Origin of the sequence: Methylobacterium platani (genome assembly GCF_001653715.1) — a bacterium.
GTDB classification, from domain to species: Bacteria; Pseudomonadota; Alphaproteobacteria; order Rhizobiales; family Beijerinckiaceae; genus Methylobacterium; species Methylobacterium platani.
The window spans coordinates 191701-217371 of the sequence record NZ_LWHQ01000047.1; the positions used below are offsets into that span (position 1 = coordinate 191701).

Annotated in this window: 25 protein-coding genes; 7 read left to right on the forward strand and 18 right to left on the reverse strand. The window is 72.4% G+C overall.

Features of this window, described 5'->3' with window-relative positions:
• The first annotated feature begins 187 nt into the window (after positions 1 to 187).
• Positions 188 to 730, forward strand: coding sequence for a hypothetical protein (locus A5481_RS23530; protein ID WP_064504343.1), 543 nt, complete (start codon positions 188 to 190; stop codon positions 728 to 730).
• Positions 731 to 797: 67 nt separating this feature from the next.
• Here A5481_RS23530 and A5481_RS23535 read toward each other — a convergent pair whose 3' ends face one another.
• Positions 798 to 1214: a DUF4174 domain-containing protein gene (locus A5481_RS23535; RefSeq protein ID WP_048433080.1), complete on the reverse strand. Its 417-nt coding sequence runs from the start codon at positions 1212 to 1214 to the stop codon at positions 798 to 800.
• 192 nt (positions 1215 to 1406) lie between these two features.
• Between A5481_RS23535 and A5481_RS23540 the strand changes: the two genes are divergently transcribed.
• Entirely contained in the window at positions 1407 to 2420 is a 1014-nt protein-coding gene (locus A5481_RS23540) for an NADP-dependent oxidoreductase (RefSeq protein WP_048433081.1), read from the forward strand.
• 22 nt (positions 2421 to 2442) lie between these two features.
• Here A5481_RS23540 and A5481_RS23545 read toward each other — a convergent pair whose 3' ends face one another.
• Genes A5481_RS23545 through A5481_RS33840 form a run of 3 tightly spaced genes read right to left on the reverse strand, consistent with a single transcriptional unit; the run spans position 2443 to position 5023 of the window.
• On the reverse strand, positions 2443 to 3180 hold the full coding sequence (locus A5481_RS23545; protein WP_048433082.1) for an RNA methyltransferase: 738 nt from the start codon (positions 3178 to 3180) through the stop codon (positions 2443 to 2445).
• Complete coding sequence (locus A5481_RS23550) at positions 3177 to 3752, reverse strand: hypothetical protein (RefSeq protein ID WP_048433083.1); 576 nt, start codon at positions 3750 to 3752, stop codon at positions 3177 to 3179. Before A5481_RS23550 ends, A5481_RS23545 begins: the two co-directional genes overlap by 4 nt.
• The gene (locus A5481_RS33840) at positions 3749 to 5023 is read right to left on the reverse strand and encodes an AAA family ATPase (protein WP_048433084.1); all 1275 of its coding nucleotides are present in this window, start codon (positions 5021 to 5023) and stop codon (positions 3749 to 3751) included. Before A5481_RS33840 ends, A5481_RS23550 begins: the two co-directional genes overlap by 4 nt.
• A 289-nt stretch (positions 5024 to 5312) precedes the next feature.
• Here A5481_RS33840 and A5481_RS23560 point away from each other — a divergent pair, with 289 nt between their 5' ends.
• Positions 5313 to 6527 (forward strand): NADP-dependent isocitrate dehydrogenase, encoded by a 1215-nt coding sequence (locus A5481_RS23560; protein ID WP_048433085.1) that lies wholly within the window; start codon positions 5313 to 5315, stop codon positions 6525 to 6527.
• A gap of 84 nt (positions 6528 to 6611) precedes the next feature.
• Here the strand turns inward: A5481_RS23560 and A5481_RS23565 are convergent, their stop codons facing one another.
• From A5481_RS23565 to glgX, 5 genes are all read right to left on the reverse strand, one after another.
• On the reverse strand, positions 6612 to 7283 hold the full coding sequence (locus A5481_RS23565) for an intradiol ring-cleavage dioxygenase (protein ID WP_053082305.1): 672 nt from the start codon (positions 7281 to 7283) through the stop codon (positions 6612 to 6614).
• A 34-nt stretch (positions 7284 to 7317) separates the two neighbouring features.
• Positions 7318 to 8934 carry a hybrid sensor histidine kinase/response regulator gene (locus A5481_RS23570; protein ID WP_048433086.1) on the reverse strand — a complete coding sequence of 539 codons (1617 nt, stop codon included), beginning with the start codon at positions 8932 to 8934 and terminating at the stop codon, positions 7318 to 7320.
• Between the two features lie 401 nt (positions 8935 to 9335).
• Positions 9336 to 11258 carry an AI-2E family transporter gene (locus A5481_RS23575; protein ID WP_048433087.1) on the reverse strand — a complete coding sequence of 641 codons (1923 nt, stop codon included), beginning with the start codon at positions 11256 to 11258 and terminating at the stop codon, positions 9336 to 9338.
• A gap of 30 nt (positions 11259 to 11288) precedes the next feature.
• The gene (locus tag A5481_RS23580; RefSeq protein WP_048433102.1) at positions 11289 to 11666 is read right to left on the reverse strand and encodes a response regulator; all 378 of its coding nucleotides are present in this window, start codon (positions 11664 to 11666) and stop codon (positions 11289 to 11291) included.
• A gap of 164 nt (positions 11667 to 11830) precedes the next feature.
• Entirely contained in the window at positions 11831 to 14110 is a 2280-nt protein-coding gene (gene glgX / locus A5481_RS23585) for a glycogen debranching protein GlgX (RefSeq protein WP_082173021.1), read from the reverse strand.
• A 197-nt stretch (positions 14111 to 14307) separates the two neighbouring features.
• Here glgX and A5481_RS23590 point away from each other — a divergent pair, with 197 nt between their 5' ends.
• Entirely contained in the window at positions 14308 to 14736 is a 429-nt protein-coding gene (locus A5481_RS23590) for a CBS domain-containing protein (RefSeq protein ID WP_048433088.1), read from the forward strand.
• A 5-nt stretch (positions 14737 to 14741) separates the two neighbouring features.
• Here A5481_RS23590 and A5481_RS23595 read toward each other — a convergent pair whose 3' ends face one another.
• From A5481_RS23595 to cobD, 3 genes are all read right to left on the reverse strand, one after another.
• A complete protein-coding gene (locus A5481_RS23595; RefSeq protein ID WP_048433089.1) occupies positions 14742 to 15023 on the reverse strand; it encodes a hypothetical protein in 282 nt (93 codons plus the stop codon).
• Between the two features lie 129 nt (positions 15024 to 15152).
• Entirely contained in the window at positions 15153 to 16457 is a 1305-nt protein-coding gene (locus A5481_RS23600) for a KpsE/RkpR family capsule polysaccharide export protein (protein ID WP_048433090.1), read from the reverse strand.
• Positions 16458 to 16566: 109 nt separating this feature from the next.
• On the reverse strand, positions 16567 to 17589 hold the full coding sequence (gene cobD / locus A5481_RS23605; protein WP_048433104.1) for a threonine-phosphate decarboxylase CobD: 1023 nt from the start codon (positions 17587 to 17589) through the stop codon (positions 16567 to 16569).
• Positions 17590 to 17603: 14 nt separating this feature from the next.
• On the opposite strand from cobD, the gene cbiB reads away from it, so the two are divergent.
• Entirely contained in the window at positions 17604 to 18596 is a 993-nt protein-coding gene (gene cbiB, locus A5481_RS23610; protein WP_048433091.1) for an adenosylcobinamide-phosphate synthase CbiB, read from the forward strand.
• Positions 18597 to 18894: 298 nt separating this feature from the next.
• On the opposite strand, the gene A5481_RS23615 is transcribed toward cbiB, so the two are convergent.
• The 6 genes from A5481_RS23615 to A5481_RS23640 form a co-directional block, all read right to left on the reverse strand.
• Positions 18895 to 19863, reverse strand: a complete 969-nt coding sequence (locus A5481_RS23615; protein WP_048433092.1) for an efflux RND transporter periplasmic adaptor subunit — start codon at positions 19861 to 19863, stop codon at positions 18895 to 18897.
• 12 nt (positions 19864 to 19875) lie between these two features.
• Entirely contained in the window at positions 19876 to 20079 is a 204-nt protein-coding gene (locus A5481_RS23620) for a DUF1656 domain-containing protein (protein WP_048433093.1), read from the reverse strand.
• A complete protein-coding gene (locus A5481_RS23625) occupies positions 20079 to 22127 on the reverse strand; it encodes an FUSC family protein (RefSeq protein ID WP_048433094.1) in 2049 nt (682 codons plus the stop codon). The genes A5481_RS23620 and A5481_RS23625 overlap by 1 nt, the downstream gene beginning before the upstream one ends.
• Entirely contained in the window at positions 22127 to 22639 is a 513-nt protein-coding gene (locus A5481_RS23630; RefSeq protein ID WP_082173022.1) for a MarR family winged helix-turn-helix transcriptional regulator, read from the reverse strand. The genes A5481_RS23625 and A5481_RS23630 overlap by 1 nt, the downstream gene beginning before the upstream one ends.
• Positions 22640 to 22762: 123 nt before the next feature.
• Positions 22763 to 23101, reverse strand: coding sequence for a hypothetical protein (locus A5481_RS23635; RefSeq protein WP_048433095.1), 339 nt, complete (start codon positions 23099 to 23101; stop codon positions 22763 to 22765).
• A gap of 78 nt (positions 23102 to 23179) precedes the next feature.
• Positions 23180 to 23464, reverse strand: coding sequence for a hypothetical protein (locus A5481_RS23640; protein ID WP_053082306.1), 285 nt, complete (start codon positions 23462 to 23464; stop codon positions 23180 to 23182).
• Between the two features lie 447 nt (positions 23465 to 23911).
• Here A5481_RS23640 and A5481_RS23645 point away from each other — a divergent pair, with 447 nt between their 5' ends.
• Together A5481_RS23645 and eda are read left to right on the forward strand one after the other, a co-directional pair.
• On the forward strand, positions 23912 to 24853 hold the full coding sequence (locus A5481_RS23645) for a sugar kinase (RefSeq protein ID WP_048433096.1): 942 nt from the start codon (positions 23912 to 23914) through the stop codon (positions 24851 to 24853).
• Positions 24850 to 25494, forward strand: coding sequence for a bifunctional 4-hydroxy-2-oxoglutarate aldolase/2-dehydro-3-deoxy-phosphogluconate aldolase (gene eda / locus A5481_RS23650; protein WP_064504344.1), 645 nt, complete (start codon positions 24850 to 24852; stop codon positions 25492 to 25494). Before A5481_RS23645 ends, eda begins: the two co-directional genes overlap by 4 nt.
• Positions 25495 to 25671: the final 177 nt, after the last annotated feature.

A 25671-nucleotide genomic window follows, 5' to 3' on the forward strand; every position in this document is an offset into this window, starting at 1 on the left:
CTCCGCTCTCGTGCCGCTTCGCGCCCGGCCCGGTCCTGGCCGGGTTGGCCCGCTCCCGGCCGCCGGGCCGGTTTTCGGGGTACCGGTATAGAGCGATCGTGACGTTTTGCAGCACGAACCAACCGTCGCGCTGCGACGTTCTGAGGGCCTGGGGGTACACGTCATCTCTCGATCAGGAGATCGGATCATGAAAGGCATGTTGGCGGCGTCGGCGGTCCTCGCGGGCGCGCTGCTGGTTGTGCCGGCCACCGCCGAGGCGCGCGGCTTCGGCGGCGGCGGTTTCCATGGCGGCGGAGGCTTCGGCGGCTTCCACGGCGGCGGCTTCCGGGGCGGCTTCGGCGGCGGCGGCTTCGGCCGGGGCTTCGGCGGCGGCTATCGCGGGGTCGGCTTCGGCGGCTACCGCGGCGGCTTCGGCGGCTACCGCGGCGTCGGCTTCGGCGGCTGGCGCGGCGGTTATGGCGGCTGGCGCGGCGGCTACGGCTATCGCCGCGGCTACGGCTGGGGCGCGGCGGGCCTCGGGCTCGGCGTCGGGCTCGGACTCGCGGCGGCCACGGCCTACCCGTATTACGGCGGCTACGGCTACGGCGGATACGGCTATGGCGGCTACGCCCCGGTCGGCTATTACGGCGGCGGCTACGATTACGGCTATGGCGGCGGCTGCTACGAGGTGCCCCGCGTGCGCTGGACGCCCTACGGCTATCGCCGCGTCCTCGTGACCCGCTGCTACTGAACGGCGGGCACACCGCGATCGGAGGAGGGCTGCCCGGCGGGGCGGCCCTTTTTTCGTGGCGGGCCGGTCAGTTCCGGCGCCCCGCCGACTCCTCGCGCCGCATCGGCATCGCGTCGATGGTCGAGAACAGCGTCTGCGCCGGAATCGGCTCGGCGGCCTCGAGCTTCGCCCCGCCGTCCTTGCCGACCAGCACCGCCCGGAATCCCGTCGCCGGCAGGCCGAGGCGGCGGCGCAGGGAGGCGGCCTCCCTCCCCTCCCCGATCGCCCGCACCACCACGAGGTCGCGCTCGCCCATCCCGCTTGCCGCCGCCGCGACGATCGCCTCCTGCGCCGCCGCGCGGGGATCGCCGGCCTCGGCCGCGATCACCAGCACCCGGGACGTCCAGCGGTAGCGGTCGAGATCGGTGCCGGCCGCCGTGGCCGGCACCGCCATGGCGGCCGCCGCGAGCAGGAGGGCGCCGGCAAGGAGGGAGGACGGGAGCATGCCGAATCCTTGGGTCGCGGATCGCCCCGGACCGGCCGTCCGGCGGCTGCCCGGACAGGTATGGCACCGACGCTCCGCCGCCAGCGCGGCGTTGACGCGCGGGGCCTCTCGTCCCAGTTGCGACCCATGCCGGCCGCGACCGCGACCGCGACCGCGACCGGCGTCGAACGATCCCTGCAGGGAGGTCCCCGCATGTCCGACGTGAACCGCCGCATCGTCCTGGCGTCCCGGCCCCACGGCGAGCCGACGCCCGCCCATTTCCGCCTCGAGCGCGGCACGGTGCCGGTGCCGCACGAGGGCGAGGTGCTGCTGCGCAACCGCTACCTCTCCCTCGATCCCTACATGCGCGGCCGGATGAGCGCGGCGAAATCCTACGCCAAGCCGGTCGAGATCAACGACGTGATGGTCGGCGGCACGGTGTCGGAGGTGGTCGCCTCGCACCATCCGGGCTTCGCGGTCGGCGACACTGTGCTGGCCTATGGCGGCTGGCAGGACTTCTCGGTGTCGAACGGCCAGGGCCTGCGCAAGCTCGATCCCTCGGCGGCCCCCGTCACCACGGCGCTCGGCGTGCTGGGCATGCCGGGCATGACCGCCTATACCGGCCTCCTGACCATCGGGGCACCGAAGCCCGGCGAGACCGTGGTGGTCGCCGCCGCCACCGGCCCGGTCGGCTCGCTCGTCGGCCAGATCGCCAAGCTGAAAGGCGCCCGCACGGTCGGCATCGCCGGCGGGGCCGACAAGTGCCGCCACCTCACCGAGGATCTCGGCTTCGACGCGGCGGTCGACCACCGCTCCGGCGACCTGCCCGCGGCGCTGGCCGCCGCCTGCCCGGACGGCATCGACGTGTATTTCGAGAATGTCGGCGGGGCTGTGTTCGACGCGGTGCTGCCGCTCCTCAACGACTTCGCCCGCATCCCGGTCTGCGGCCTCGTCGCCAACTACAACATGACCGAACTGCCCCCCGGGCCCGACCGGGTGCCGGCCCTGATGCGCGCGGTGCTGAGCAAGCGCCTGAACTTCCGCGGCTTCATCGTCTCCGATTTCGCCGACCAGGGGCCGGCCTTCCTCAAGGATGTCGGCCAGTGGCTGCGCGAGGGGAAGATCCGCTACCGCGAGGATGTCGTCGAGGGGCTGGAGAGCGCGCCGGAGGCGTTCATCGGCCTGCTCAAGGGCCGCAACTTCGGCAAGCTGGTGGTGAAGCTGTAGGCTTCACGCGAAGCTGTAGGCGTCACGCCTCCGGGGAGCGCCGCGCCAGCGCCCGCAGCGCCCCCCGGAAGGTGCGCACGTCCTGCTCGGTCATCGCCATGCGGTGGAACATGTCGCGCATGTTGCGGATCATCCCGTCGCGCTTCGCCGGAGGATAATGGCCGGCGGCGTCGAGGTCGGCCTCCAGGCTCTCGAACAGCGCGATCAGGGCCTCGCGGGGCGCGGCGCCCGAGCGCATCGCGCCGGAGAACGGCAGCACCGCCCGGCCCGCCGCCCGGCGCCACTCGTAGGCGACAAGGAGCACGCTCTGGGCGAGGTTGAGCGAGGCGTGGTCCGGATCGACCGGGAAGGTGACGATGGCGTCGGCCAGCGACACCTCGTCGTTCGACAGCCCGACCCGCTCGCGCCCGAACAGGATGCCGACCCGCTCGCCGGCGGAGAGGCGCCCGGCCGCCTCCGCCATGCCCTCGTCGGGCCCGAAGACCCGCTTCATCTGGCCCCGCTCCCGCGCCGTGGTGGCGAGCACGTAATTCAGGTCGGCCAGGGCCTCGGCGACGGTGGCAAAGATCGTGGCGCCGTCGAGGACGTGGGTGGCGTTCGAGGCGGTCTCGCGCACCCCCTTCATCGGCCAGCCGCCCTTCGGGGCGACGAGGCGCAGGGCGTCGAGCCCGAAATTCCCCATCGCGCGGGCGGTCATGCCGATATTCTCGGCGAGCTGCGGCTCGACCAGGATGACGATGGGGCGGTTGGATTCGGTCATGAGTCACGCAGTCTCAACGCGGCGAGCCGGCCGGCCAGCCGGTCGAAATCCTCGGGGCAACGCTGCCGGATGCGGTCGACGCGCTTGGCCGCCTCGATCCCGAGCGTCCGGCGCCCGCCGCCCGGCTCGGCCGAGAGCCGGCGGGCGGCCGCCAGGGGCGCGAAATGGCGCTCCTTCACGTCGCGCTCGGCGCGGATCGCGGCCCAGGGCGCCGGTCCCGGCCGGTCGAGCCCGGCGAGCGCCCAGGTCTCCAGCTCCTCCCACGCCTCGCAGGCGAGGAAGCAGACGAGCGGCGCGAAGCGGGCCTCGATGGCATCGAGACGGGCACGGCGATGCGGGTTGGCGTCGCGGTCGACGCAGAGCAGGAAGACGTCGACCATGCCGCGGTAGCGCTCGACTACCTCGTCCAGCCGCTCCGGCTTCAGCGCCTCGTCGATGCCGCCGATGAGCGGATCGAGGCAGACCTTCAGCTTCGGCCGCGCGAAGCCGAGCGAGGCGAGGAGCGCGGTCAGGATCGGGGCGAGGAGGTGCTGGTCGTTGCGAAAATCCTCGGGAATCACGAGGAATCTCATTCGGCCGCCTCGGCCGGATCGTCGAAGTACAGCGCGTCCTCGAACCAGCCGGAAGAATGCAGCCGGCCGAGGGTCTGGGTCTTTCGCAATTCGGCGATGCGCGGCAGTTCGCCGACCCGGCGGATCACCGACCCGCCGGCGCCGGGCGGCCGGTAGACGACCGAGGTACTCTCGAAGGTCTTGTCGCCGACCAGGGTGAGCAGATCGGGGGAATGGGTCGTGGTCACGACCTGGAGGGTGGATTCGGCGACGCGCCGCTCGATCAGGTCGATCAGCACCCGCATCCGCGACGGGTGCAGGCCGGTATCGATCTCCTCGAAGAAGAACAAGCTGCGGCCGGAATCCGACAGGAGCGCCGCCGCCATGGCGAGGAATCGGAGCGTGCCGTCCGAGGCGCTGAACGCCGAGATGCGGCCGCCCTCGGCGTCCTTCAGGAACAGGATGATGCGGCCCGTGGCGTCGCTCTCGAACTCGAAATCGGCGATTTCGAGCGGCGTCAGCTCGCAGATCCAGGCGATGAGGGCGTGCTTGCGCTCGGGGTCGAGGCAGAGGGCTTGGAGGACGGTCGCGAGGTTTTCGCCGCTTTCGCCGAGGACCGTCTGTCCGGGGAACGAGGGCCGGCGCATGGCTTCGGGGGAGAGGTCGAGGAAGCGGATGGCGGCGAGGGTGGCGGCAACTTGTTCTATTGTGTTGCGCAGGTACTGTGGGACGTCATGCCAAGCCGTAAGTTGCGTCAGGATCGGCCGATCGCTTCGAAGGATAGCCCGATTGAGGTAGCCATGATCGTCCGTTGTACCAATCACGACCATCGGGTCGCCTCTGAACCATAGACCAACATCACGCCCGAACGGCGCATTCAGAGTATGAAATACTGCTTGTGCCTCTTCTCCGATTTCTAGCTGAAGAGACTCCGCCCCCACATAGAATCGACCACCCACATCTTCACGCGGCACGATAATCTTATAGCGAAATTGGCGGCCACCCGCGAGCCTGCCGACGATTTCTAGAGCAAAGTTCGACTGTCCAAACCTGACGATTTCGGACGTAGTCCCCCGCAGCGGCCCCCACTCAAGGTAACCACCCTCACCATACTTCCCGCCAATGATCTCCGGCAGCGTGTACCCCCGCCCGATCCCATGCAGGAATCGGAACGCATCCCGCAGGTTGCTCTTCCCGCTGGCATTCACCCCGACGACGACCGTCAGTCCGCCGACCGTGAGGGTGGCGTCGGCGAAGCTCTTGAAATTGCGAAGGTGCAGGCTCTCGATCATGGTCCGGCGCGAAAGAGCTCGACCCGGCTCATCGATATCGGAAACCGGCCCCGAAATGAAGCGGCCGGCCGAGGACGGGAACCCACCGGCCCCGATCCGTGTTGTTAGTGCGGACCTCCTTGCAGCCCCGGTGCCCCCGCGCCGGGGCTTTTTTCGTGGCGCTTGAGAAAATCCATTCCGCCCCGGCGCTTCCCCCTGTTTGTGCAGCGCGCTATGACCGCGCCACGGCCGGCCGCTTAGCCAACGCGGGCTTGTGGGCGGCCCCGGATCACGGAAGGCTGGATCAGACATGGCGAAGATCAAGGTGGCGAACCCCGTCGTCGAGCTCGACGGCGACGAGATGACCCGGATCATCTGGCAGTCCATCAAGGACAAGCTGATCCACCCCTACCTCGACGTTCCGCTGGAATACTACGACCTCGGGGTCGAGCACCGCGACGCCACCAACGACAAGGTGACGATCGAGGCTGCCGAGGCGATCAAGAAGCACGGCGTCGGCGTGAAGTGCGCCACCATCACCCCGGACGAGGCGCGGGTGAAGGAGTTCAACCTCAAGGAGATGTGGAAGTCGCCGAACGGCACGATCCGCAACATCCTCGGCGGCGTGATCTTCCGCGAGCCGATCATCTGCAAGAACGTGCCGCGCCTGGTGCCGGGCTGGACCCAGCCGATCGTGGTGGGCCGCCACGCCTACGGCGACCAGTACCGCGCCACCGACTTCAAGGTGCCGGGCAAGGGCCGCATGACGGTCAAGTTCGAGGGCGACGACGGCACCGTCATCGAGCGCGAGGTGTTCAAGTTCCCGGGCGCCGGCGTCGCCCTGTCGATGTACAACCTCGACGAGTCGATCCGCGACTTCGCCCGCGCGTCGATGAACTACGGCCTCGCCCGCAAGTTCCCGGTCTACCTGTCGACCAAGAACACCATCCTCAAGGCCTATGACGGCCGGTTCAAGGACATCTTCGAGGAGGTGTACGAGGCCGAGTTCAAGTCGCGGTTCCAGTCGGCCGGCATCACCTACGAGCACCGCCTGATCGACGACATGGTCGCCTCGGCCCTGAAGTGGTCCGGCGGCTACGTCTGGGCGTGCAAGAACTACGACGGCGACGTGCAGTCGGACACCGTCGCGCAGGGCTTCGGCTCGCTCGGCCTGATGACCTCGGTGCTGCTCACCCCCGACGGCCAGACCGTCGAGGCCGAGGCCGCCCACGGCACGGTGACCCGCCACTACCGCGAGCACCAGAAGGGCAAGGAGACCTCGACCAACTCGATCGCGTCGATCTTCGCCTGGACCCGCGGCCTGTCGCACCGCGCCAAGCTCGACTCGAACGCCGATCTCGCGAAGTTCGCCGAGACCCTGGAGAAGGTCTGCGTCGACACCGTCGAGGCCGGCTTCATGACCAAGGACCTCGCGCTGCTCGTCGGCCCCGACCAGAAGTGGCTCTCGACCACCGGCTTCCTCGACAAGATCGACGAGAACCTGAAGACCGCGATGACGGCCTGAGGCCGTCGGGGCGGCCGGGCTTCCCGGCCGCCCGTTTCGGTCCTCGCTCCGGTGTCCCGCGGCCTCGGCGCCGCGGGAGATCCCTCACGCCCGCTTCATTACCAGCGTCAGCGCCGCCTCGTAGCCCCCACCCCCTTGGCCCTCGGCCACCGGGCGGACCGTCGCGATGCCGCGGCCCTCGGGGTCGTCCTGGCGCAGCAGAACATCGCGGGCATTGCCGATCCGGCCGCGCCGCGGGCGGCCCGCGTAAGCCGATCCGGCATAGACCTTGTCGCTGACCGCATCCGGAAAATAGATCTGGCCCGTGAGCGCCGTCCGCCCGCCCAGGATCACCTTGACGTGCAGGTGCGGCGTGCGGCCCGGGTACCAGCCCGGATAGATCGTCCGGAAGGCCACGCGGCCGGCCCGGTCGGCGACCTGCGTGCCCCTCAGGAAGGTCCGACCGACCGTCGACGCGCCCCGGTCGCCCTGGCCGGGGTAGCCCGAGTAGCGCCCCTGCGCATCGGCGTGCCAGAGATCGACCCGGGCCTCCGGCAGGGCGGCGCAGTCGCGCAACGTCACGACCTGGAGGGAGACCGCGAGCGGCGTGCCGTCCCGGTCCTCGCGGATGTCCGAGCGCAGGAGGCGGGGATCGAGGTAGAACGGACCCTCGACCGCCTGCGGGGTCAGGAGGCAGGTCGCCTGCACCGGCCGGGGCGCCAGGAGGCCGGCCGCGAGGGTGCCGAGCATCACGCGGCGCGTCGGGCGATCCGGCATCGGTCCCTCCTCCGGTCGGCGCGGGCGCGGCGCCTCAGGTCACCCCGGTCGGCCCGTCCAGCACCGCGCGCACCCGGCGTGCCAGTTCCATCCGGCGATAGGGCTTGTTGATGATCTCGAACTCGCTGCCGCCGGCATCCGTCCGCTCCAGCGAGGCCTCGGCGTAGCCGGTGGTGAGCAGCACCTTGAGGCGGGGCTGGCGGCGGCGCGCCTCGCGGGCGAGCATCACGCCGTTCATGCCGCCGGGCATGATCAGGTCGGAGAACAGGAGGTCGACCTTGTCGCCGCCGTCGAGAAGCTCGAGGGCCTGGCGGCCGTCGGTGGCGAGCAGGGTGGTGTAGCCGAAGTCGCGCAGGATCGCCCGGGCGAGCTCGGCGACGTCGCGGCGGTCGTCGACGACGAGGATCGTCTCGGTGCCGGCGCGCTGGTCGGCCCGCTGCCCCGGGCCGGGGGCCGGGCGCTCGTCGCTGTCGCTCATCGGGAAGTAGAGCCGCACGGTGGTGCCGTGGCCGGCCCGGGACTCGATCACGATCGTGCCGCCGGACTGCTTGGCGAAGCCGTACACCATCGCGAGGCCGAGACCGGTGCCGCGCCCCTCCTCCTTGGTGGTGAAGAACGGCTCCATCACCCGCGCCAGGATCTCCGGCGGCATGCCGTCGCCGGTATCGGTGACCGACACCGAGACGTAGCGCCCGGGCTGCGGCAGGCCCGAGGGCAGCTCGTCCGCGGTGAAGGCGTGGTTCTCGGTCCGGATCGTCACCGTACCGCCCGCCGGCATCGCGTCGCGGGCGTTGATCAGGATGTTGAGGAGCGCCACCTCGGTCTGGGTCGAGTCGAGGCGGGCGTTCCACAGGCCCTGAGCGAGCTCGGCCTCGACGGCGATGCCCTCGCCGAGGGTGCGCCCGGCGAGGTCGCGCATGCCCTCGACCAGGTTGTTGAGGTTCACCGCCCGCCCGTCGAGGCGCTGCTTGCGGGCGAAGGCGAGCAGCTGCTGGGTCAGGGTGGTGGCGCGCTCGGCGGCGTTGCGGATGTTGTCGACCGCCCGCGTCATCCGGCGCGGATCGGTCGCCGGGTCCTCGAGCCCGGATTGCAGGATGTCGACGTAGCCGACCACCACCTGGAGCAGGTTGTTGAAGTCGTGCGCGATGCCGCCGGTGAGCTGGCCGAGCGCCTCCATCTTCTGCGACTGGCGCAGGGCCTCCTCGGCGTCGCGCCGGCGCGACACGTCGAGCTGCGAGCCGAAGAAATAGACGAGCTCGCCGGTCGGGTCGTAGACCGGCGAGATGAACAGCGCGTTCCAGAAGGTCGAGCCGTTCTTGCGGTAGTTCAGGATCTCGGTGGCGATCTCCTCGCGCGCGGCGATGGCGCGGCGCACCTCCGCCACCGTCTCGCGGTCGGTCTCGGGCCCCTGCAGGAAGCGGCAGTTGCGGCCGACCAGCTCCTCGGGCGCGTAGCCGGTCATCGCCCGGAAGGCCTGGTTGGCGAAGATGATCGGGTTGTCGGGCTGGCGCGGATCGGTGACGATCATCGGCATCCGCGTCATCTCGACGGCGGCGAAGAAGATGTCGCTGTGATGGTCCGAGACGTCGGTGGGCACGTCGGCGACGGTCGGCCGGGTCCCGAGTTCGGTCGGCGTTCGCTTCACACTCATCGTCGCTCCGCTGACCTCGATCCCGCGCCCGCCCGGGGTCCTTGCCCGGGCCCCTCGCGCGCCGCGCCCATGCCCGACGGCGACGCACACCCACGAATCCCGCCGATCGCAACCGCGGCCGTGCGTCGCTCCGCTCCGAGGTAGGGCGGGCGACGCAAGGTTGCAATCGCCCGGCCGGCCCCCGATCCGGCGTTCCGTACGATTCGGAGCCGGACAACGATCCCGGCGACAGGAATCGCGCATCCGATCCGCCGCGATGGACTTGGGCGTGCCGCACCGGGACCGTCCCGGGCGCTCGCCGGCGCGCGGCTATCCTCTCACGGGCGGCCGCGGTGCCGGTCTATGCTTCCTGCCCGGCACCCGGATCCGGGCGCCGGGCGGCCGCCCGCGCGCCGTGGCGGTCAGGCCGCCCGGCGCGGGGCCTCGCGGCGGACCTCCCCCGCGCCCGAGAGCCGCAAGGAGGCGTCGAGGGCGTCGGTGATGGTGGTCACCAGGATGTCGGCGGAGGTCGCCCGGCGCAGGCGGTCGCGGTCGGCCGGGTCGCGCTCGCGCCAGACCGCCACCATCACCCGCACGCCCGGGATCGCCTGCCGGGCGAGGCGCGCGGCGAGCCGGATGTGGGAGGTGCTGATCGGCTCGATGTAGGACAGGCAGACGAGGGCGACGCCCTCGGTGTCCGGCCGCTCGCCCCGGTTCAGGGCGTCCTGCGAGGTCGTGCGGGCGTTGAGGCCGTGGCGCCCGAGCACCTGGGCCAGCATGCCGGCGGCGGCGGCGTCGAAGGGCCCGCGGGCCGCCACCACCAGCACCGGGGCGGCCCCGCGCCAGGCCGGCGCGAGATCCTCCTTGCGGCGCACGATGGCGGTGGTGGCGCGGTCCGGCCCCACCGCCGCGACCGTGGCCTCGACCTCGGCGCTGCGGACCGCCGAGGCGCCCTTGCGGACCGGCACGGTGCCGAGCGTCTCGACCACGGTCTCGATCGCCTGGCCGACCGCCTGCTGGCGGTCCGCCGCGAGGGCGCCGCTCGCCCGGTCGTTCTGGGCGAGCCGCAGGCCGCCGAGCGCGATCTCGTCGTAGTAGGTGGCGAGCGCCCGCTCCTTGAGCACCTGGCGCGCCTTGTCGATCGCCTCGAGGGGGTCGCCGGCCAGCATGCGCTGGTAGAAGATCTCGGAGGGCGCGAGCGCCGGGCGGTCGCCCAGCATCACGTCGAGGAATTCCAGGCGCTCGACGTGGCGCCCGAGCACCACCAGGCAGACGGTGATCGGGGTGGCGAGCACGAGGCCGACCGGCCCCCACAGGAAGGTCCACAGCGTCGCGGCCAGGATCACCGCCACCGGCGACAGGCCGGTCGAGTGGCCGTAGAGCAGCGGCTCGACGACGTGGCCGGCGATCGGCTCGACGACCGCGAACAGCGCGAGGGTCGCGATCAGCATCGACCAGCCCGGATCGACCGCCGCGGCGAGCAGCAGGGGGAAGGCCATGCCGATGACGGCGCCGATATAGGGCACGAAGCGCAGGATCGCCGCGAGCACGCCCCACAGGATCGGGCTCGGCACCCCGATCAGCCACAGGCCCGCCGCCACCACCACCCCGAAGGCGAAGTTGAGCCCGGCCTGGGCCAGGAAGAACCGCGACAGCCGCGCCACCGCGTCGTCCATGGCGGCCGTGGTGGCGCGCAGGTCGCCCGAGCCGGCGAGCCGGATCGCGCGGTTCCTCAGGTCCTCGCGCTGGGCGAGGAAGAACAGGGTGAAGAGCAGGATCAGGCCGATCGTGGCGAGCGGGTGCAGCACCGGGGCCACGACGCTGCCGAGGGTGGCGAGCAGCCCCGCCTTCGGCTCGCGCACCTCGACCAGCATCGGCTTCTCGACGTCGGCCGGCCCGCCCTTCGGCTTGGCGGCCTCGGGCGGCTGCAGGTCCTGGCTCAGGTCCTGCACCGCCTGGAACAGGCGCTCCAAGGTGGCGCCGCCGCCGGAATGCGCGCGCAGCGCCCCGATCTTCTCGCGCATCGTCACGGTGTAGCGCGGCAGGTCCGAGGCGAGCTGCGCCGTCTCGTTGGCGATCAGGAGGCCGAGGCCGCCGATCGCCCCGAAGGTCGCCAGCACCACGACCAGCACCGCGAGCGAGCGCGGCAGCCGCCGGCGCTGCAGACCCCGCACCGCCGGCGCCAGGACGAAGCTGAGCAGCACCGCGAGGGTGATCGGCATCAGCACGTCGCGGGCGAGCGACAGGATCGCCCCGATTGCCAGGACCAGCAGGCAGGCCGCCAGCGCCGTGAACACCGGCATCGCGTCGCGCAGGCGGCGCGCCGTCACGGGATCGTCGATCATCGGCTTCGCACCCGCCGCAGCTGTTGTGTCTTAAGAAGTGGGCGGCGTGCCGAGGGCGGCGCCGATCTGGGTCAGGAGCTTCGAGAAGTCGACCGGCTTCGGGTGGTAGTCGTCGCAGCCGGCCTGGATCACCTTCTCGCGGTCGCCCGACATGGCGTGGGCGGTGAGCGCGATGATCGGGATCCGGGCGGTCTCGGCGTCCGACTTGAGCGCCCGGGCCGCCGACCAGCCGTCGAGCACCGGCAGGTTCATGTCGAGCAGGATGATGTCCGGCCGGCTGGTGCGGGCCTTCATCACGCCCTCCTCGCCGTCATGGGCGAGCACGACCTCGTAGCCCCGCCGCTTGAGTCGCCGGGAGAGGAAATCCCAGATTTCCTCATGGTCCTCGACGAGAAGGATCTTCGCCACCGCCCCCACTCCACGCTCGCGCGATCGCCGACGGGACAGGCCGGTCCGGCCGCTCCCCTGGCACCGCGCCTGTCCGACAGGCCCTCATGCACGCCCGCCCCCACTGACGGCGGGGGCGGGCGGAATATCCGGGCCCACTCAAAGTGGGCAGGCCCGCCCGGTTGTCATCCCTCGTGCGGCAACCCGAACGCCACGCATTCGGATTCCGCCCGCTCGAAGGCCTGGATCACGTGCTGGTAGGAGCGCCAGGTCTCGCTGGCATGGTCGACGTCGGTCGGGCGCAGGACGAACATCAGCATCGAGCGGCCGGTGACCGCGTAGGTGCTGCCGACGGCGAAGCGGGCCAGTTCCTGGGTGTCGGGCAGGTTGGTGTCGAGCACCCGCATCCAGGCATCGCCCCCCACCACCTCCGGCAGGGTGAACTCCACCATGTCGTGATAGGCGTTGAACAGGAGCATCAGGGTCGCCTCGCCCCCGCGCCGGTGGATGCCGCTCGACTGGGCCCGGCCGTCGAGGACGACGGTGAGCGAGCGGGCGCCGCCGTCGTTCCAGTTCTCCGGGTTCATCTCGGTGCCTCCGGGCGTGAGCCAGCTCACGTCCTTGACGCCGAGATCCGCGTCGTAGGCGCCGGTGAGGAACCGCCCGCGGCTCAGCATCGGCAGGGACCGGCGCAGGATCAGCAGCCGCTGGGTGAACTCGGCGAGGTCACGCTCCTCCTCGCCGATCTTGTCCCACTCGATCCACGAGATCTCGTTGTCCTGGCAATAGGCGTTGTTGTTGCCCTTCTGGCTGCGGGCGAACTCGTCGCCGGCGAGCAGCATCGGGGTGCCGCGCGACAGGAGCAGCGTGGCGAGCAGGTTGCGCATCTGGCGCATCCGCACGGCGCGGATCTCGGGATCGTCGGTCGGCCCCTCCGCCCCGTAATTGTAGGACAGGTTGTGCGAGTGGCCGTCGCGATTGTCCTCGCCGTTCGCCGCGTTGTGCTTCTCGTTGTACGAGACCGTATCGGCGAGGGTGAAGCCGTCATGCGCGGTGATGAAGTTCACCGAGGCCCAGGGGCGCCGGCCGCGCTTGTTGAACTTGTCGGCCGAGCCGGTGAGGCGCGAGGCGAGCGCCGGGAGCAGGCCCTCGTCGCCCTTCCAGTAGCCGCGGACCTCGTCGCGGAAGCGGTCGTTCCACTCGGCCCAGCCGGGCGGGAAGCCGCCGACCTGGTAGCCGCCCGGGCCGCAATCCCACGGCTCGGCGATCAGCTTGACCGACGAGAGCACCGGGTCCTGGCGGCAGGAATCGAGGAAGCCGCCCCCCTCGTCGAAGCCGTAGGGCTCGCGGCCGAGGATCGTCGCGAGGTCGAAGCGGAAGCCGTCAACCCGCATCTCGGTCGCCCAGTAGCGCAAGGAATCCGTCACCATCTGCAGCACCCGCGGATGCGAGAGGTTGACGGTGTTCCCGGTGCCGGTGTCGTTGATGTAGTAGCGCTTCTGGTCCGGCAGCAGCCGGTAGTACGAGGCGTTGTCGATGCCCTTGAACGACAGGGTCGGGCCCTTCTCGTTGCCCTCGGCGGTGTGGTTGTAGACCACGTCGAGGATCACCTCGAGGCCGGCCCCGTGCATGCGGGCCACCATCTCCTTGAACTCCGAGAAGGCGAAGTCCGGGACGGCGGCGTAGCGGCGGGCGGGTGCGAAGAACGAGAGGGTGTTGTACCCCCAGTAGTTCACCAGGTCCTTCTCCAGCAGGTAGCTGTCGTTGACGAAGGAATGGACCGGCAGGAGCTCGACCGAGGTGACGCCGAGGCTGCGGATATAGGCCAGCACCTCAGGCGTGCCGAGGCCCGCATAGGTGCCGCGCAGGCGCTCGGGCACCGCCGGATGCAGCTTGGTGAAGCCCTTGACGTGGGTCTCGTAGAAGACCGTCTTGTCCCACGGCACGTTCGGCTTCTGGTCACGGCCCCAGGTGAAGGCGGGGTCGATCACCCGGCACTTGCGGGTGAAGGGCGCGCTGTCGCGGGTGTCGAAGGTGGTGTCGTCGCCGCTCTCCATCACGTAGCCGAACAAGGCCGGGTTCCAGGTGACGGAGCCGACGAGCGCCTTGGCGTAGGGATCGAGGAGCAGCTTGTTGGGGTTGAAGCGGTGGCCGGCCTCCGGCTCGTAGGGGCCGTGGACGCGATAGCCGTAGATCGTGCCGGGGCGGGCATCGGGCAGGTAGCCGTGCCAGACCTCGTCGGTGTACTCGGGCAGCTCGATCCGCTCGATCTCGGTCTCGCCGGTATCGTCGAACAGGCACAGCTCGACCTTGGTGGCGTGCGCGGAGAACAGCGCGAAGTTGACACCGAGGCCGTCCCAGGTGGCGCCGAGCGGAAAGGGCTGGCCCTCGCTGATGCGCGAGGCGCGCCGGGCGAGGGGCGAGGCCGCCGGGGTCTCCGGCGCGGGCTTGGACGTGAGTTCCATGTTCATGGGGGCGTTCGACGATCCCGGAGGCGAGAAGCCTGACTGTGGGCTGAACGCGCCGGCCCTCGCCCAAGCTCCCGCACCGCCGTCAAAATTTCACCGGTGTCATTTTACCGGTCGGAATCGCATCGCGATCCGGAGCCGCGGCCGCCGCCGCGGGTTGCCGGCCAGGATCTCGGGAGCAGCGAGGGGGTGCGATGAGCGCGACGGTCGCGGACGTGATGAGCAGGGACGTGGAGTTCGTCGCCGGCGAGGCCCCGGTGCAGGAGGCCGCGGTGCTGATGGGCGAGCTCGACGTCGGCGCCCTGCCGGTCGGGACGCCGGACGCCCTCGACGGCGTCGTCACCGACCGCGACATCCTCTACCGGGTCGTCGCCCGGGGGCTCGACCCGGCGACCGTCCGGGTGAGCGAGGTGCTGTCGCGCCCCGTCGTGTCCTGCGCCGAGACCGACCCCCTGCGCACCGCCCTCGACCTGATGGCCGCCCACCACGTCCGGCGCCTGCCGGTGCGGGATGCGGGCGGGCGCGTCACCGGCTGGGTCACCCTGGCGGACCTGTCGCGGGCGCTGCTGCTCGGCGGCGACGCGCTCCAGATTTCGCTCAAGCGCCTGACCGAGGGAGCCTGAGCCGGCTAATCGCCGGCCGCGGCCGCGGCGTTCGCCGCCTCGGCGGCGCGCTCGGCCTCCACGATGGTCTGGCGGGCGAGGTAGCGGGTGACCAGCGCCTCGACGTCGCGGATCGTCTCCTCGACGAGGTGCTCCTGGAGCAGGGCGCGGGGATCGTCCGGCGGGAGGTTCTCGCGCTCCTGGAGCCGCCGCATGGCCTGCTTGACCACCTGGTAGACCGCCTCGCGCTCCTCCCGGCTCATGGCCGGCGAGACCGCCCGGGCGACCAGGTCCGTGAAATCGGACATCGGGGTGTTGCTCGTCCTTGAGGCTCGCGAACTCGGGCCCGCGGGCGCCCCTGCGGCGCCCCGGACCGCTTCATCGCACGGCCCGCGCCGGGACCGAAGGCCCGGCTGCGGCTTCGGCCATGCGGCACCTTACATGTTGTGGTCCTTGACGCCGGCGATGAGCAGGCTGCTGCAGCCCCACAGCACCAGGAAGGCGAAGAAGGCCACGAACAGGGCGTGGCCGCGCATCGGCACGGTGGAGAGCTCGGGCCGGGTCGGCGGCACGAAGACCGACAGGTAGACGTGCTGGCGGTTGGCCGCCACCCGGGCACGGTCGAGCATCAGGGTGGCGGAATCGTTCAGCTTCTCGGCGATGGTGCGCTCGACCATCAGGCCCTCGTATTCCAGGATCGCGTCCGAGACGTGCCGGCCTCCGACCGCCATGCCGTCGCTCGTCAGCGAATCCTCGAGCTGCTTGATCTGCTGGTTGGTGGCGTTGAGGCTCGCCACGATGGTCTGGATCGAGCGGGACTTCTCGTCGAGGCCGGAGCCCCGCAGCACCTGGAGGTCGTTCTCCGACTTGATCTTGTCCTTGCGCAGGGAGAGCAGGGTGGTCATCGTCGCTTCCGCCGACTTCGCCGGATCGATGATGCCCCAGCGGTTGCGGAACTCGCGCAAGGCGAGGTGGGCCTTGCGCAGCCGCGCCTCGCTCGCCGCCAGGTCGTCCTGGCTGTGCCGCAGCATGTCCTGCTGCGCCCGGGACGAGATCGCGTTGATCAGCGCCTCGGCGCGGGCCACGACGTGCTTGCCGATCGCCAGGGCGTCGTCGGGCTTGAAGGCCTGCACCGTCAGGGTCATCACGCCCGAGACCAGGTCGATGTGGACCTGGACGTGCTTGCGCCAGTACTTCAGCAGCTCCTCGACCGGCTTGTCGCCGGAATAGCGGGTCCAGAAGTCGGCCTCGTCGCGGGTGAACATCCGGACGACGTCGAGTTCCTTCTGGGCGCTCTCCAGCATCGGCTGGCTCTGGACGTATTCCTGGACGATGTAGCTGTCCTGGCTGTTGTTCTTCTGGATCAGCGAGGAGAACTCGCCGAGCGCGACGTTGCCCATCGGCTCGACCTCGCCGCGGACGGCGAAGCGGGCCTCGACCACGTACTGGTCGGCGGCGAAGACGAACAGGTAGATCCCGACCACCGCCGTCGGCAGCAGCACGAAGAGGCCGATGTGGCGCAGGAGCCGGGCGAGGACGCGGTTCTGCGTGCCGGACGAGGGCAGCAGCGGCACGCGCGTCCAGCGCAGCGGGTTGAGCAGGGCCGGCAGACGGCCGCCGGGGCCGGCCGGGGCGATCGGCTCGACCGTCTCGGCGTTGCGGCGCAGGTCCGGCACGGTGCGGCGCGCGAACGCGATCATGCTGCCGAGCCTGTCGCGCCGTTTGACCTCGTCCGCGTCCATCTGTGCCTTGATCCTCGTGCGGCGCCGGCCGGCTTCGCGACCACCGGAAATCCCGGTTCTCTCGGTTGTGTCGGATGCTTCGGTTTTCGGCCTTTTTAAAGGCGTCGGGTCACGCCCCCGGGGCTGCGGCGAGGGCCTCGGCGAGGCGGGTCCAGGCCGCCGCGTCGGGGGGCAGGCCGAAGCGCAGGCGCGCCGGCGCGGCCTCGAAGCGGCGCACGAACAGGCCGGCCCGCCCGAGGCGGCCGAACAGGCCCGGGCCGTCGGGAAAATCGGCGGTGCGAAACAGCCGCGTCCCGCCGACGATCCGGCCGCCGGCGGCCGCGAGCAGCGCGTCGAGCCGGTCGGCGTCGCGGCCGCGGGCCGCCGCCGCCTCCCGCCGCCAGACGGAATCCGCCAGGGCGCGGCACCCGACCGCGATCGCCGGCCCCGACACCGCCCAGGGCCCGAGGGCGCGGCGCACGAGGTCCGCCATCGGCGTGCCGGCGACCGCGAAGCCGAGCCGCAGCCCGGCGAGGCCGTAGGTCTTGCCGAAGGAGCGCAGCACGAGGCACCCCGGCGGGGGCGCCGCGCACAGGCTCTCGACGGGTTCCGGGCCGAAGGCCTCGAGATCGGCGAAGGCCTCGTCGACCACGAGCCAGCCGCCGCGCCCGGCAAGGCGCGCCGCCGCCGCCGCGAGGTCGCCGGGCGGCACGACGCGCCCGTCCGGGTTGTTGGGGGTGACGACCACGACGACGTCGGCCTCCGCGGCGAGGTCCGGCACCGTCGCGACGGCGTGCCCGGCCCGGACCCAGGCCGCCGCGTGCTCGGCGTAGGTGGGGCCGACCACCGCGACCCGGCCGGGGGCGCGCAGCCGCGGGATCAGGTCGATCAGCGCCTGCGTGCCGGGCGCCGCGACGACGTGCTCGGGCCGCGCGCCGTAGGCACGGGCCGCCGCCGCCTCGAGGGCGGCGAGGTCGGCCTTCGCCGGCAGCCGCGTGAAGGCGCTGGCCTCGAGGGCCGGCCACGGATAGGGGATCGGATTGATCCCGGTCGAGAGATCGATCCAGGGCTCGGGGGCCTGCGGGAAGAGACCGCCCGCCTCGCCGAGGTCGCCTCCGTGCCGGATCGGCCCCTCCCGCCTCTCGCTCGCCATCCCGTCCACGCCCGATGACCGCCCTGCTGCACCCGCCCGACAGCCTCCTGCTGCTCGTCCTCGCCCTCGCGGTCGAGGCCGCCCTCGGCTATCCGGACCGCCTGTACAGGCTGGCCGGCCACCCTGTCACCTGGATCGGCGCCCTGATCGCCGCCCTCGACCGGCGCCTCAACCGCGAGGCCGCGCCGGCGGCGCGCCGCCGCGCCGCCGGTGTGCTGGCGCTCGGGCTCGTCCTCGCGGCGACCGGCCTCGCGGCGCTTGCCCTCGCCCTCGCCTGCGGGACGCTCGGACCCGTCGGCCTCCTCCCCTGCGCGCTCCTCGCCGCGAGCCTGCCGGCCCAGCGCAGCCTGCACGACCACGTCGCCCGGGTGGCCCGGGACCTCGACCGCGAGGGCCTGTCCGGCGGGCGCCGGGCGGTCGCGATGATCGTCGGGCGCAACCCCGAGACCCTCGACGAGGCCGCGATCTGCCGCGCCGCGATCGAGAGCCTGGCCGAGAACTTCTCCGACGGCATCGTGGCGCCGGCCTTCTGGCTCGGCCTCGGCGGCCTGCCCGGGGGGGCGCTCTACAAGGCGATCAACACCGCCGACAGCATGATCGGCCACCGCACGCCGCGCCACGAGGCCTTCGGCTGGGCCGCCGCCCGCCTCGACGACCTCGTCAACCTGCCGGCCTCGCGCCTCACCGCCGGTCTCGTCGTCGCCGCCGCCGCCCTGACCCCGGGCGCCTCGGCGCGCGGCGCGCTCCGCGCCGCGCGGCGCGACGCCGGCCGCCACCGCTCGCCCAATGCCGGCTGGCCCGAGGCCGCGATGGCCGGCGCGCTCGGCCTTCGCCTCGCCGGCCCGCGGGTCTACGGCGCGACGCGGGTCGAGGATGCCTGGATGGGATCGGGCCGGGCCGAGGCGCGTGCCGACGACATCCGTCGCGCGCTGGTGCTGTACCGGCGGGCGTGCGGGCTCCTGTGGGGGTTGGCGGCGGGGCTGGCGGTCGTGGGGCTGGCGGTGTGAACGGCCGGTCTGATCGCACTCGCCCCGGCACCTCTCCGGGGCGTTCCGAGGCGTCGCATCCCGGATCATCGCCCGTCGGGGAGCCCCAGGACGACGATGGCGGAAGCCAAATCACTGATTGAAAAAGCATTATCCCTTTTCAGACCGGATCCGGCCCGAAAAGGGACAATCGCCCTCGACGCCGTGTCGGCGCCGGCCCCTCCGCCGAGCCGCGCGTCAGGAGGCCTTGGACCGCGCACACCATCGCCACGCGGGCGACGAGGAACGGCGCGGCGCTCCGGGTGACCGAGCCCCGTCGTCAGCTCCTGATCACCGGCAGCCTGGCCTTCAGCGCCTCCCAGCCGTCGCGCAGCCCGAGATGGTGCCAACCTTCGAAGGGGCGGATCTCCGGCCGTGCGCCGCCGGGATGCACCACCACGGTGGCGGTGCGGCCGACGGTCAGGCGGTCGCGCTCGACGCTCGGATCGAGGGCGACGCGCACCGGGACGCGCTGGGCGAGGCGTACCCAGGCGAAGGTCGGGTTGACGTTGGCGAGCAGGCTGGAGCCGGCGCTGCGCTCGCGGTCCTCGATGCCGGCGGCGACGCTCTCGACCCGGCCGGTGACGTCGCGATCCTCGCCCATCAGGCGCACGCTGACGGGATCGCCCGGATGGATGCGGTCGAGCTTCGTCTCCTCGAAATAGCCCTGGACGTGCAGGGTGTCGCTGTCGACGAGCGCCATCACCGCCTTGCCGACGGCCACGTAGGCGCCGGGGCGCAATTCGAGGTTGCTGATGCGGCCGTTGACCGAGGCGCGCACCTCGGAGCGGTCGAGGTTGAGCTTCGCGAGGTCGCGGTCGGCGACCGCCTGGTCGTAGGCGGCGCGCGCGCTCTGGTCGGCGGCGAGCGTCGCCTCGAGCTTCTGCTGCGACACGACGTTGTCGCTGAGCTGGCGGTAGCGGGCGAGGTCGGCCTCGGCCTGGACCAGATTGGCCTTGCGGCCGGCCACCACGGCCTCGGCCTGCCGCAGGGCCAGGGCGAAGCGGTCCGGATCGATGCGGAACAGCACGTCGCCGCGCTTCACCGCCTGGTTGTCGCGCACCTCGACGTCGCGCACGAGGCCGGACACGTCGGGGGCGACGCCGACCACCTCGGCCCGCACCCGCCCGTCGCGGGTCCAGGGGGCCTCGAGGTAGTAGTCCCAGAGCGCCGTCCCGACGACGACGGCGAGGGCCAGCAGGACGGCGGTGACGGCGAAGCGGCCGAGGAAGGCGAGCGCGCGGGTCATGATCGGGATTCTTCAGGTCAGGCGGCCGGCGAGCGACACGACGCCGCCGAGGCACACGAGGTAGAGGCAGAGGTCGAACAGCGCCCGGTGCCAGACCAGGCGGTAGAGGCCGAGCGCGCCGATCAGCCGGCGCAGGACCAGGTTGACGAGGAAGGCGACGACCGCCCAGACCAGGAGGGCCGGGACGAAGACGCCGTAGAGGTCGATATCGGCCATCAGGCGGCCTCCCTCGCGAGCAGGGGGGTGCCGGCGGGCGGCGCCCCGGGGAACAGGGCGCGGCGCAGGCCCGCGAGCCCGAGGAGCGCGTCGCGCCGGCCCCGGGCCTCGATGCCCTCCCCGACCCCCGCCCCGGCCTGCGCGCCGATCAGGGCGAGGCCCGCGTCGATCTCCGCCAGCAGGCCGTCGGAGGCCGGGCCGCGCGGTCCCTCGTAATGGCGCGCCACCGCGTCGAGGGCGGCGTCGAGGGCGGCGACCTGGTCGGCCGGCAGGCCGTGGCGGGCACGGCGCAGCGACACGAGGTTCATGCCGACCCGAAGCGCCGCCAGGGCGTCGATGCGGGACAGCTCGCTGTCGGGCCCGGCGGCGGCGAGCCGCGGCACCAGGAGGCCGAGGCGGTCGAGCATCAGGTGGGCGAAGGCGACCCGGTCGCCGCGCCCGCGCCGGCGCGCCGCCCGGGCGAGGTCGGCCCGGCTCGCCGCGATCAGCCGGCGCGCCCCGTGCTCGGCCCCGACCGAGCGCACCAGCCGGGTCACGATCGCGGCGATCCAGATACCGCCGACGAGGGCGATGCCGGAATTGACGTAGGCGCCGAATTCGGAGGCGTAGCGGTCCTGGATCGCCAGGAGCGCGTTGCCGTTGACGCCGAGCGCGAGGCCCACCGGCAGGGTCTTCGGCGAGGTCATCAGCAGGCCGCACAGGATCAGGCCCGGCGCCAGCACCAGCGCGAGGCTGACGAAATCGTGGACGAGCGGCATCACGCCGAACAGCATCACGCCGATCGCGGCCGCCGCGACCCCGGTCCAGGTGGCGAAGCTGAGGATCGCCGGGACCGGATCGTCCTGGGTCGCGAACATGCAGGAGAGCACCGCGCCCATCATCGCCGCGGTGGCGCCGTCGGGCCAGGCGGTGGCGATCCAGACGACCACGCAGGCGACCGTGCCGAGGAACGCGCTCAGCGCGGAGCGGAACGCCATGCCGTGGTCGCGGTGGCGCGGGGCGCGGCCGCCGAACTCGCCCGCGAAGGCGAGCGGCTCGCGCGGGCGGCCGCTGCCGCGGGCGATCCCGTCCTGCAGCGCCCGGCAGTCGCGGCCGATGGCGACGAGCTCGCGCAGGCGGTCGAGGAGGCTTGCCCGGACGAGCGCGGTCCAGTCGGCGTGGGGCGGCAGCGGCCGGTCGGCGGCCTCGATCCGGGCCGTCAGCGCGTCGGCCCCGGCGGCCGGGGCGCCGGCGGCCGACCACGCCTCGACGTCGGCGAGCAGGCGGCTCAGCTCCGGGCTCAAGCCCGACAGGCCGCGCAACGCCGCGATCCGGTCGGCGAGGGACGAGAGGACCGGCAGCAGCATCAGCATCCGGCCGCGCAGGAGCTGCACCAGCGGCACCGCCCGGCTCTGGGCCGAGGTGTCGTAGGCGAGATGGGCCGAGAGCGCGTCGATCTCCGCGGCCTCCGCGGCGAGCCGCAGGCGGCGCGCCCGGACGGCCGGCGCCTCGCCGGCGCCCGAGAGGACGTCGCCGGTCCAGCGCCCGGCTTCCCGGAGCCAGGCGCCGACGCGGGCGGCCAGGACCGGCCCGACCGGCTCGGGCAGGACCAGGCTCGCCACCAGCGAGGCGCACAGGATGCCGAGCGTGATCTCCTCCGCCCGCGACACCGCGGTGTCGAAGATCGTCTCGGGGGCCGTCACCGCCGGGAAGCCGATCAGCGCCGCGGTGTAGCCGGCGAGCATGAACAGGTAGGACCGGGGCGAGCGGTCGAGGAGCGAGAGGTAGAGGCAGCCGGCGGTCCAGAGCGCGAGCGCCAGCGTCAGCATCTCCGGCGAGGCGACGAGCGGCGGCACCATCGCGACCGCCGCCGAGACGCCGATCAGCGTGCCGACCACCCGGTAGACCGCCTTCGAGCGGGTGGCGCCGGAGAGCGGCTGCATGGTGATGTAGACGGTCGCCATCGCCCAGTACGGGCGCGGCAGGTCGACCCACAGCGCGATGCCGAGGGCGAGGAGGGCCGCCCCGCTGACCTTGAGGGCGAACAGCCATTGGCGCCAGCCGGGCATCACAGGCTCCCTCTCGTGGCGGTGCCCTCGGCCGCTCGGCGCGGCAGGGGGGCGGCCTCGTCGGGCGGGCAGAGACCCGCACCCTTCGGGCCGTCGGCCTGGAGCGTGCGCAGCACGGTCAACGCCGCCCGCAGGTCGTCGTCGCCGACGCTGGTGAAGACGGCCTCGCGCAGCGTGTCGAACCGCGCCTCGATGGCGGCGGCGCGGGCGTGGCCCTCCGTCGTCAGGTGCAGCACCTTGGCGCGACGGTCGGTCGGGTCCTCCCGGCGGGTGACGAGGCCGGCCTCGCAGAGCTGGTCGAGCAGGCGCACCAGGCTCGGTCCCTCGACGCCGAGGGCGTCGGCGAGCGTCGTCTGGCGCAGGTCGCCGCCGAGCCGCCCGATCAGCAGCAGCGGCAGCGCCGTCGCCTCGGTCAGGCCGTAGGCGGTCACGACCTCGTCGGCGGCCCGGCGCCAGACGCGCCCGGCCTGGAGCAGGGTCAGGGTGAGGGATTGCAGGAGGTCGCGTCGCATCGCCGTCGCGTTCGGCAGAAGCCGATGATTGATCGGCCTCATAGATAGGATGCTAACGATTTGGCCGGAAGCGCGGTGGGTGCGGGGCGGCCATGCGCGCGGAAAGCCTCGCGCGCCGGCGCGTCACTGCCGGGCGGCGGCGTCCCGGTCCGGGGCCCAGTCGAGCTCGACCACGGTCACGCCGTCCTCGCGGTTGTAGCGCAGCGCCGTCTGGCGCATCGCCCGCAGGGCCTTCGCGTCCTCGGCCCGGGGGCACTGGACCGGATCGTGGGCGCGGTGGGTGCGGTCGAGCATCTGCCCGAAGGCGGCGTCGAGGGACGGCATCGCCGCGACGGTCGAGAACGGGGACGACAGGTAGACGGTCCGGTCGGGGCCGCGGGCGAGGCAGTAGCGCCAGTCGGCGGCGGCCGGCGCGGCGGCCAGCACGAGACCGGCGACGGCACCGGGGAGCAGCACTCTCATCGAATCGGGACACTCGCAACGGGGCTCGGGGCCGTCCCGATGCGGGGCGCTTGCGGCGTCAGCAAGGCGGGCGAGGGATCAGGTCCAGGCGCTCTCCCGCGCCTCGCTCTCGCGGACGTCGCCCTCATGGGCATCGCCCTCATGGGCGTCGAGGCTCAGGCTCCAGACCCGGGCGCCGTCCTCGGCCACGAGCCAGGCCTCGCCGGTCCGGTCGCCGAACATCGCGTCGGCCTGGCCCAGGATACGGGCGGCGGCGTGGCGCACCGTCGGCGCCTCGATCGGGAATTCCCGGATCGGCAGATCGTCGAACGAAGCGGTCTCTCCCGGGTCGTGGACGATGGAGCGCAATCGGTAGAGCGGCATGACGGACGAACTCCGGACGCCAGGCGGGGATCTCGCGAACCCGGATCTCTGGCGTGAGCGGCGACAGCCTCGTGGTCTCGAACCGGTCGTCCCACCCGCTCCCGGCCGCGGCAGGAAGACGGCGTCGAACGCCTCGTCATTCGCGGCGGCGCGGAGCCGTCGCGGGTTCATCGCAGCAGTTGCCCGATCGGGCGACGTTGGGGCAAGTCTTTTAGCGCCGCGGCGCAACTGTTCAAGTCTCAACTCTGGACAAGGTGCGTCCCCGGGGGGGGCGAACGCGCGGACGGCGCAGGGGCGTTGACACCCATCCCCTCTCCTCCTCCTTGTGGGAGGGCGACGCAGGCATGCGCCGGACAGGCCCCTGCGCTCCGCGGGGGGCGCCACCCCACGCCGCCCCCCGGAAGGGGAAAGCGCGCCCGGAACGCGGCAGGGAGAGGAACGGACACGATGACGACGAGGGTCGCCTGCATCGGCGAGTGCATGATGGAGCTGTCGGAGCGGCCGGACGGCAGCCTGCTGCGCAGCTACGGAGGCGACACGCTGAACACCGCCCTCTACCTCGCCCGGCTCGGCGTCGCGGTCGATTACGTCACGGCGCTCGGCGACGATCCGTGGAGCGAGGAGATGCTGGCGGCCTGGGCCGCCGAGGGGATCGGCACGGACCGGGTGCGCCGCCTGCCCGGGCGGATGCCAGGGCTCTACATCATCCGCACCGACGGGTCCGGCGAGCGCAGCTTCCACTACTGGCGCGACAGCGCCGCCGCCCGCGACCTCTTCGCCGGCCCCGGCGCCGCCGAGACGCGAGAGGCGCTCTCCGGCTACGACCTCGTCTACGCCTCGGGGATCAGCCTGTCGCTCTACGGCGAGGCCGGGCGCGCGGCGCTCGCCGAGACCTGCCGGGCCGTGCAGGCGAGGGGCGGCCGCGTCGCCTTCGACACCAATTACCGGCCCCGCGGCTGGCCCGACACGGCGAAGGCGCAAGGCGCCTTCCGCGACGCGATGGCGGCGGCCGACCTGATCTTCGCCTCGGCGGAAGACCTCGACTGGCTCTACGGGGCCGAAGGCGAGGCGGAGGTTCTGCGCCACCACGGCCGCTGCGAGATCGTGCTGAAGGGCGGCGGCTCGCCGCCGAGCGTCCGGGTGCTCGCGCGCGACGAGGACGTCACGGTGCCGGCCGCCCCCGTCGGGTCGGTCGTCGACACCACCGCGGCGGGGGACAGCTTCGCGGCGGCCTACATGGCGGCGCGCCTCGCCGGCCGGCCGCCCGCCGAGGCCGCAGCCATCGGCCACCGCCTCGCCGGCGCCGTGATCGGGCATCGCGGCGCCGTGATCCCCCGGGCGGCGATGCCCGACCTCGCCCTCACCCCCGATTCGGAACGACGCTCATGACCACCGATACCCGCGCCCGCCGCCTCGACGCGCTGCTCGCCGCCTCGCCGGTGATTCCCGTCATCACCGTGCCGGACCTCGCCCACGCGGTGCCGCTGGCCCGCGCCCTGGTGGCCGGCGGCATCACCACGCTCGAGATCACCCTTCGCACGCCGGTGGCGCGGGACGCCGCGAAGGCGATCATGGAGGAGGTGCCGGAGGCGGTGGTGGGCCTCGGCACGGTGCTGACGCCGGCCGACCTCGAGACCGCGCACGCGCTGGGCGCCCGCTTCGCGCTCAGCCCCGGGGCGACGCCGGAGCTCCTGCGGGCGGCGGCGGCGAGCGACATGGTGTTCATGCCCGGCATCGCCACCCCCTCCGACCTAATGCAGGTGCTCGCCGCCGGCTTCACGGTGGCGAAGTTCTTCCCGGCGGTGCCGGCGGGCGGCATGGCGGCGCTCAAGGCGCTCGGCGGGCCGTTCCCGCAGGCCCGCTTCTGCCCGACCGGCGGCGTCAGCGAGGCCGACGCCAAGGCCTGGCTCGCCCTGCCGAACGTCGCGGCGGTGGGCGGCTCGTGGCTCGCCCCGGAGGCCGAGATCCGCGCCGGGAATTTTGCCGCCATCACCGAGCGGGCCCGCCGCACCCTCGCGGCCATCCAGTAACGAACCAGAAATGTGCCTGCGCCGCATCACTGTGGCGCCGGCACAACGCCGATCTCGCAACCGCGAAGCTTGGCCGGATTTAAGCTTGGCTTTGAGACGTGGGCGTTTACGGCTTGGCCATTGGTTCAGCCGTACGGTGCCGGTCGCGTTCGCACCGTCGTCAGCTCCGCGCCTTTC

Coding starts and splice junctions, on each gene's coding strand:
- A5481_RS23530 (WP_064504343.1), top strand. CDS start 188: ATGAAAGGCATGTTGGCGGCGTCGGCGGTCCTCGCGGGCGCGCTGCTG.
- A5481_RS23535 (WP_048433080.1), bottom strand. CDS start 1,214: ATGCTCCCGTCCTCCCTCCTTGCCGGCGCCCTCCTGCTCGCGGCGGCC.
- A5481_RS23540 (WP_048433081.1), top strand. CDS start 1,407: ATGTCCGACGTGAACCGCCGCATCGTCCTGGCGTCCCGGCCCCACGGC.
- A5481_RS23545 (WP_048433082.1), bottom strand. CDS start 3,180: ATGACCGAATCCAACCGCCCCATCGTCATCCTGGTCGAGCCGCAGCTC.
- A5481_RS23550 (WP_048433083.1), bottom strand. CDS start 3,752: ATGAGATTCCTCGTGATTCCCGAGGATTTTCGCAACGACCAGCACCTC.
- A5481_RS33840 (WP_048433084.1), bottom strand. CDS start 5,023: ATGATCGAGAGCCTGCACCTTCGCAATTTCAAGAGCTTCGCCGACGCC.
- A5481_RS23560 (WP_048433085.1), top strand. CDS start 5,313: ATGGCGAAGATCAAGGTGGCGAACCCCGTCGTCGAGCTCGACGGCGAC.
- A5481_RS23565 (WP_053082305.1), bottom strand. CDS start 7,283: ATGCCGGATCGCCCGACGCGCCGCGTGATGCTCGGCACCCTCGCGGCC.
- A5481_RS23570 (WP_048433086.1), bottom strand. CDS start 8,934: ATGAGTGTGAAGCGAACGCCGACCGAACTCGGGACCCGGCCGACCGTC.
- A5481_RS23575 (WP_048433087.1), bottom strand. CDS start 11,258: ATGATCGACGATCCCGTGACGGCGCGCCGCCTGCGCGACGCGATGCCG.
- glgX (WP_082173021.1), bottom strand. CDS start 14,110: ATGGAACTCACGTCCAAGCCCGCGCCGGAGACCCCGGCGGCCTCGCCC.
- A5481_RS23590 (WP_048433088.1), top strand. CDS start 14,308: ATGAGCGCGACGGTCGCGGACGTGATGAGCAGGGACGTGGAGTTCGTC.
- A5481_RS23595 (WP_048433089.1), bottom strand. CDS start 15,023: ATGTCCGATTTCACGGACCTGGTCGCCCGGGCGGTCTCGCCGGCCATG.
- A5481_RS23600 (WP_048433090.1), bottom strand. CDS start 16,457: ATGGACGCGGACGAGGTCAAACGGCGCGACAGGCTCGGCAGCATGATC.
- cobD (WP_048433104.1), bottom strand. CDS start 17,589: ATGGCGAGCGAGAGGCGGGAGGGGCCGATCCGGCACGGAGGCGACCTC.
- cbiB (WP_048433091.1), top strand. CDS start 17,604: ATGACCGCCCTGCTGCACCCGCCCGACAGCCTCCTGCTGCTCGTCCTC.
- A5481_RS23615 (WP_048433092.1), bottom strand. CDS start 19,863: ATGACCCGCGCGCTCGCCTTCCTCGGCCGCTTCGCCGTCACCGCCGTC.
- A5481_RS23620 (WP_048433093.1), bottom strand. CDS start 20,079: ATGGCCGATATCGACCTCTACGGCGTCTTCGTCCCGGCCCTCCTGGTC.
- A5481_RS23625 (WP_048433094.1), bottom strand. CDS start 22,127: ATGCCCGGCTGGCGCCAATGGCTGTTCGCCCTCAAGGTCAGCGGGGCG.
- A5481_RS23630 (WP_082173022.1), bottom strand. CDS start 22,639: ATGCGACGCGACCTCCTGCAATCCCTCACCCTGACCCTGCTCCAGGCC.
- A5481_RS23635 (WP_048433095.1), bottom strand. CDS start 23,101: ATGAGAGTGCTGCTCCCCGGTGCCGTCGCCGGTCTCGTGCTGGCCGCC.
- A5481_RS23640 (WP_053082306.1), bottom strand. CDS start 23,464: ATGCCGCTCTACCGATTGCGCTCCATCGTCCACGACCCGGGAGAGACC.
- A5481_RS23645 (WP_048433096.1), top strand. CDS start 23,912: ATGACGACGAGGGTCGCCTGCATCGGCGAGTGCATGATGGAGCTGTCG.
- eda (WP_064504344.1), top strand. CDS start 24,850: ATGACCACCGATACCCGCGCCCGCCGCCTCGACGCGCTGCTCGCCGCC.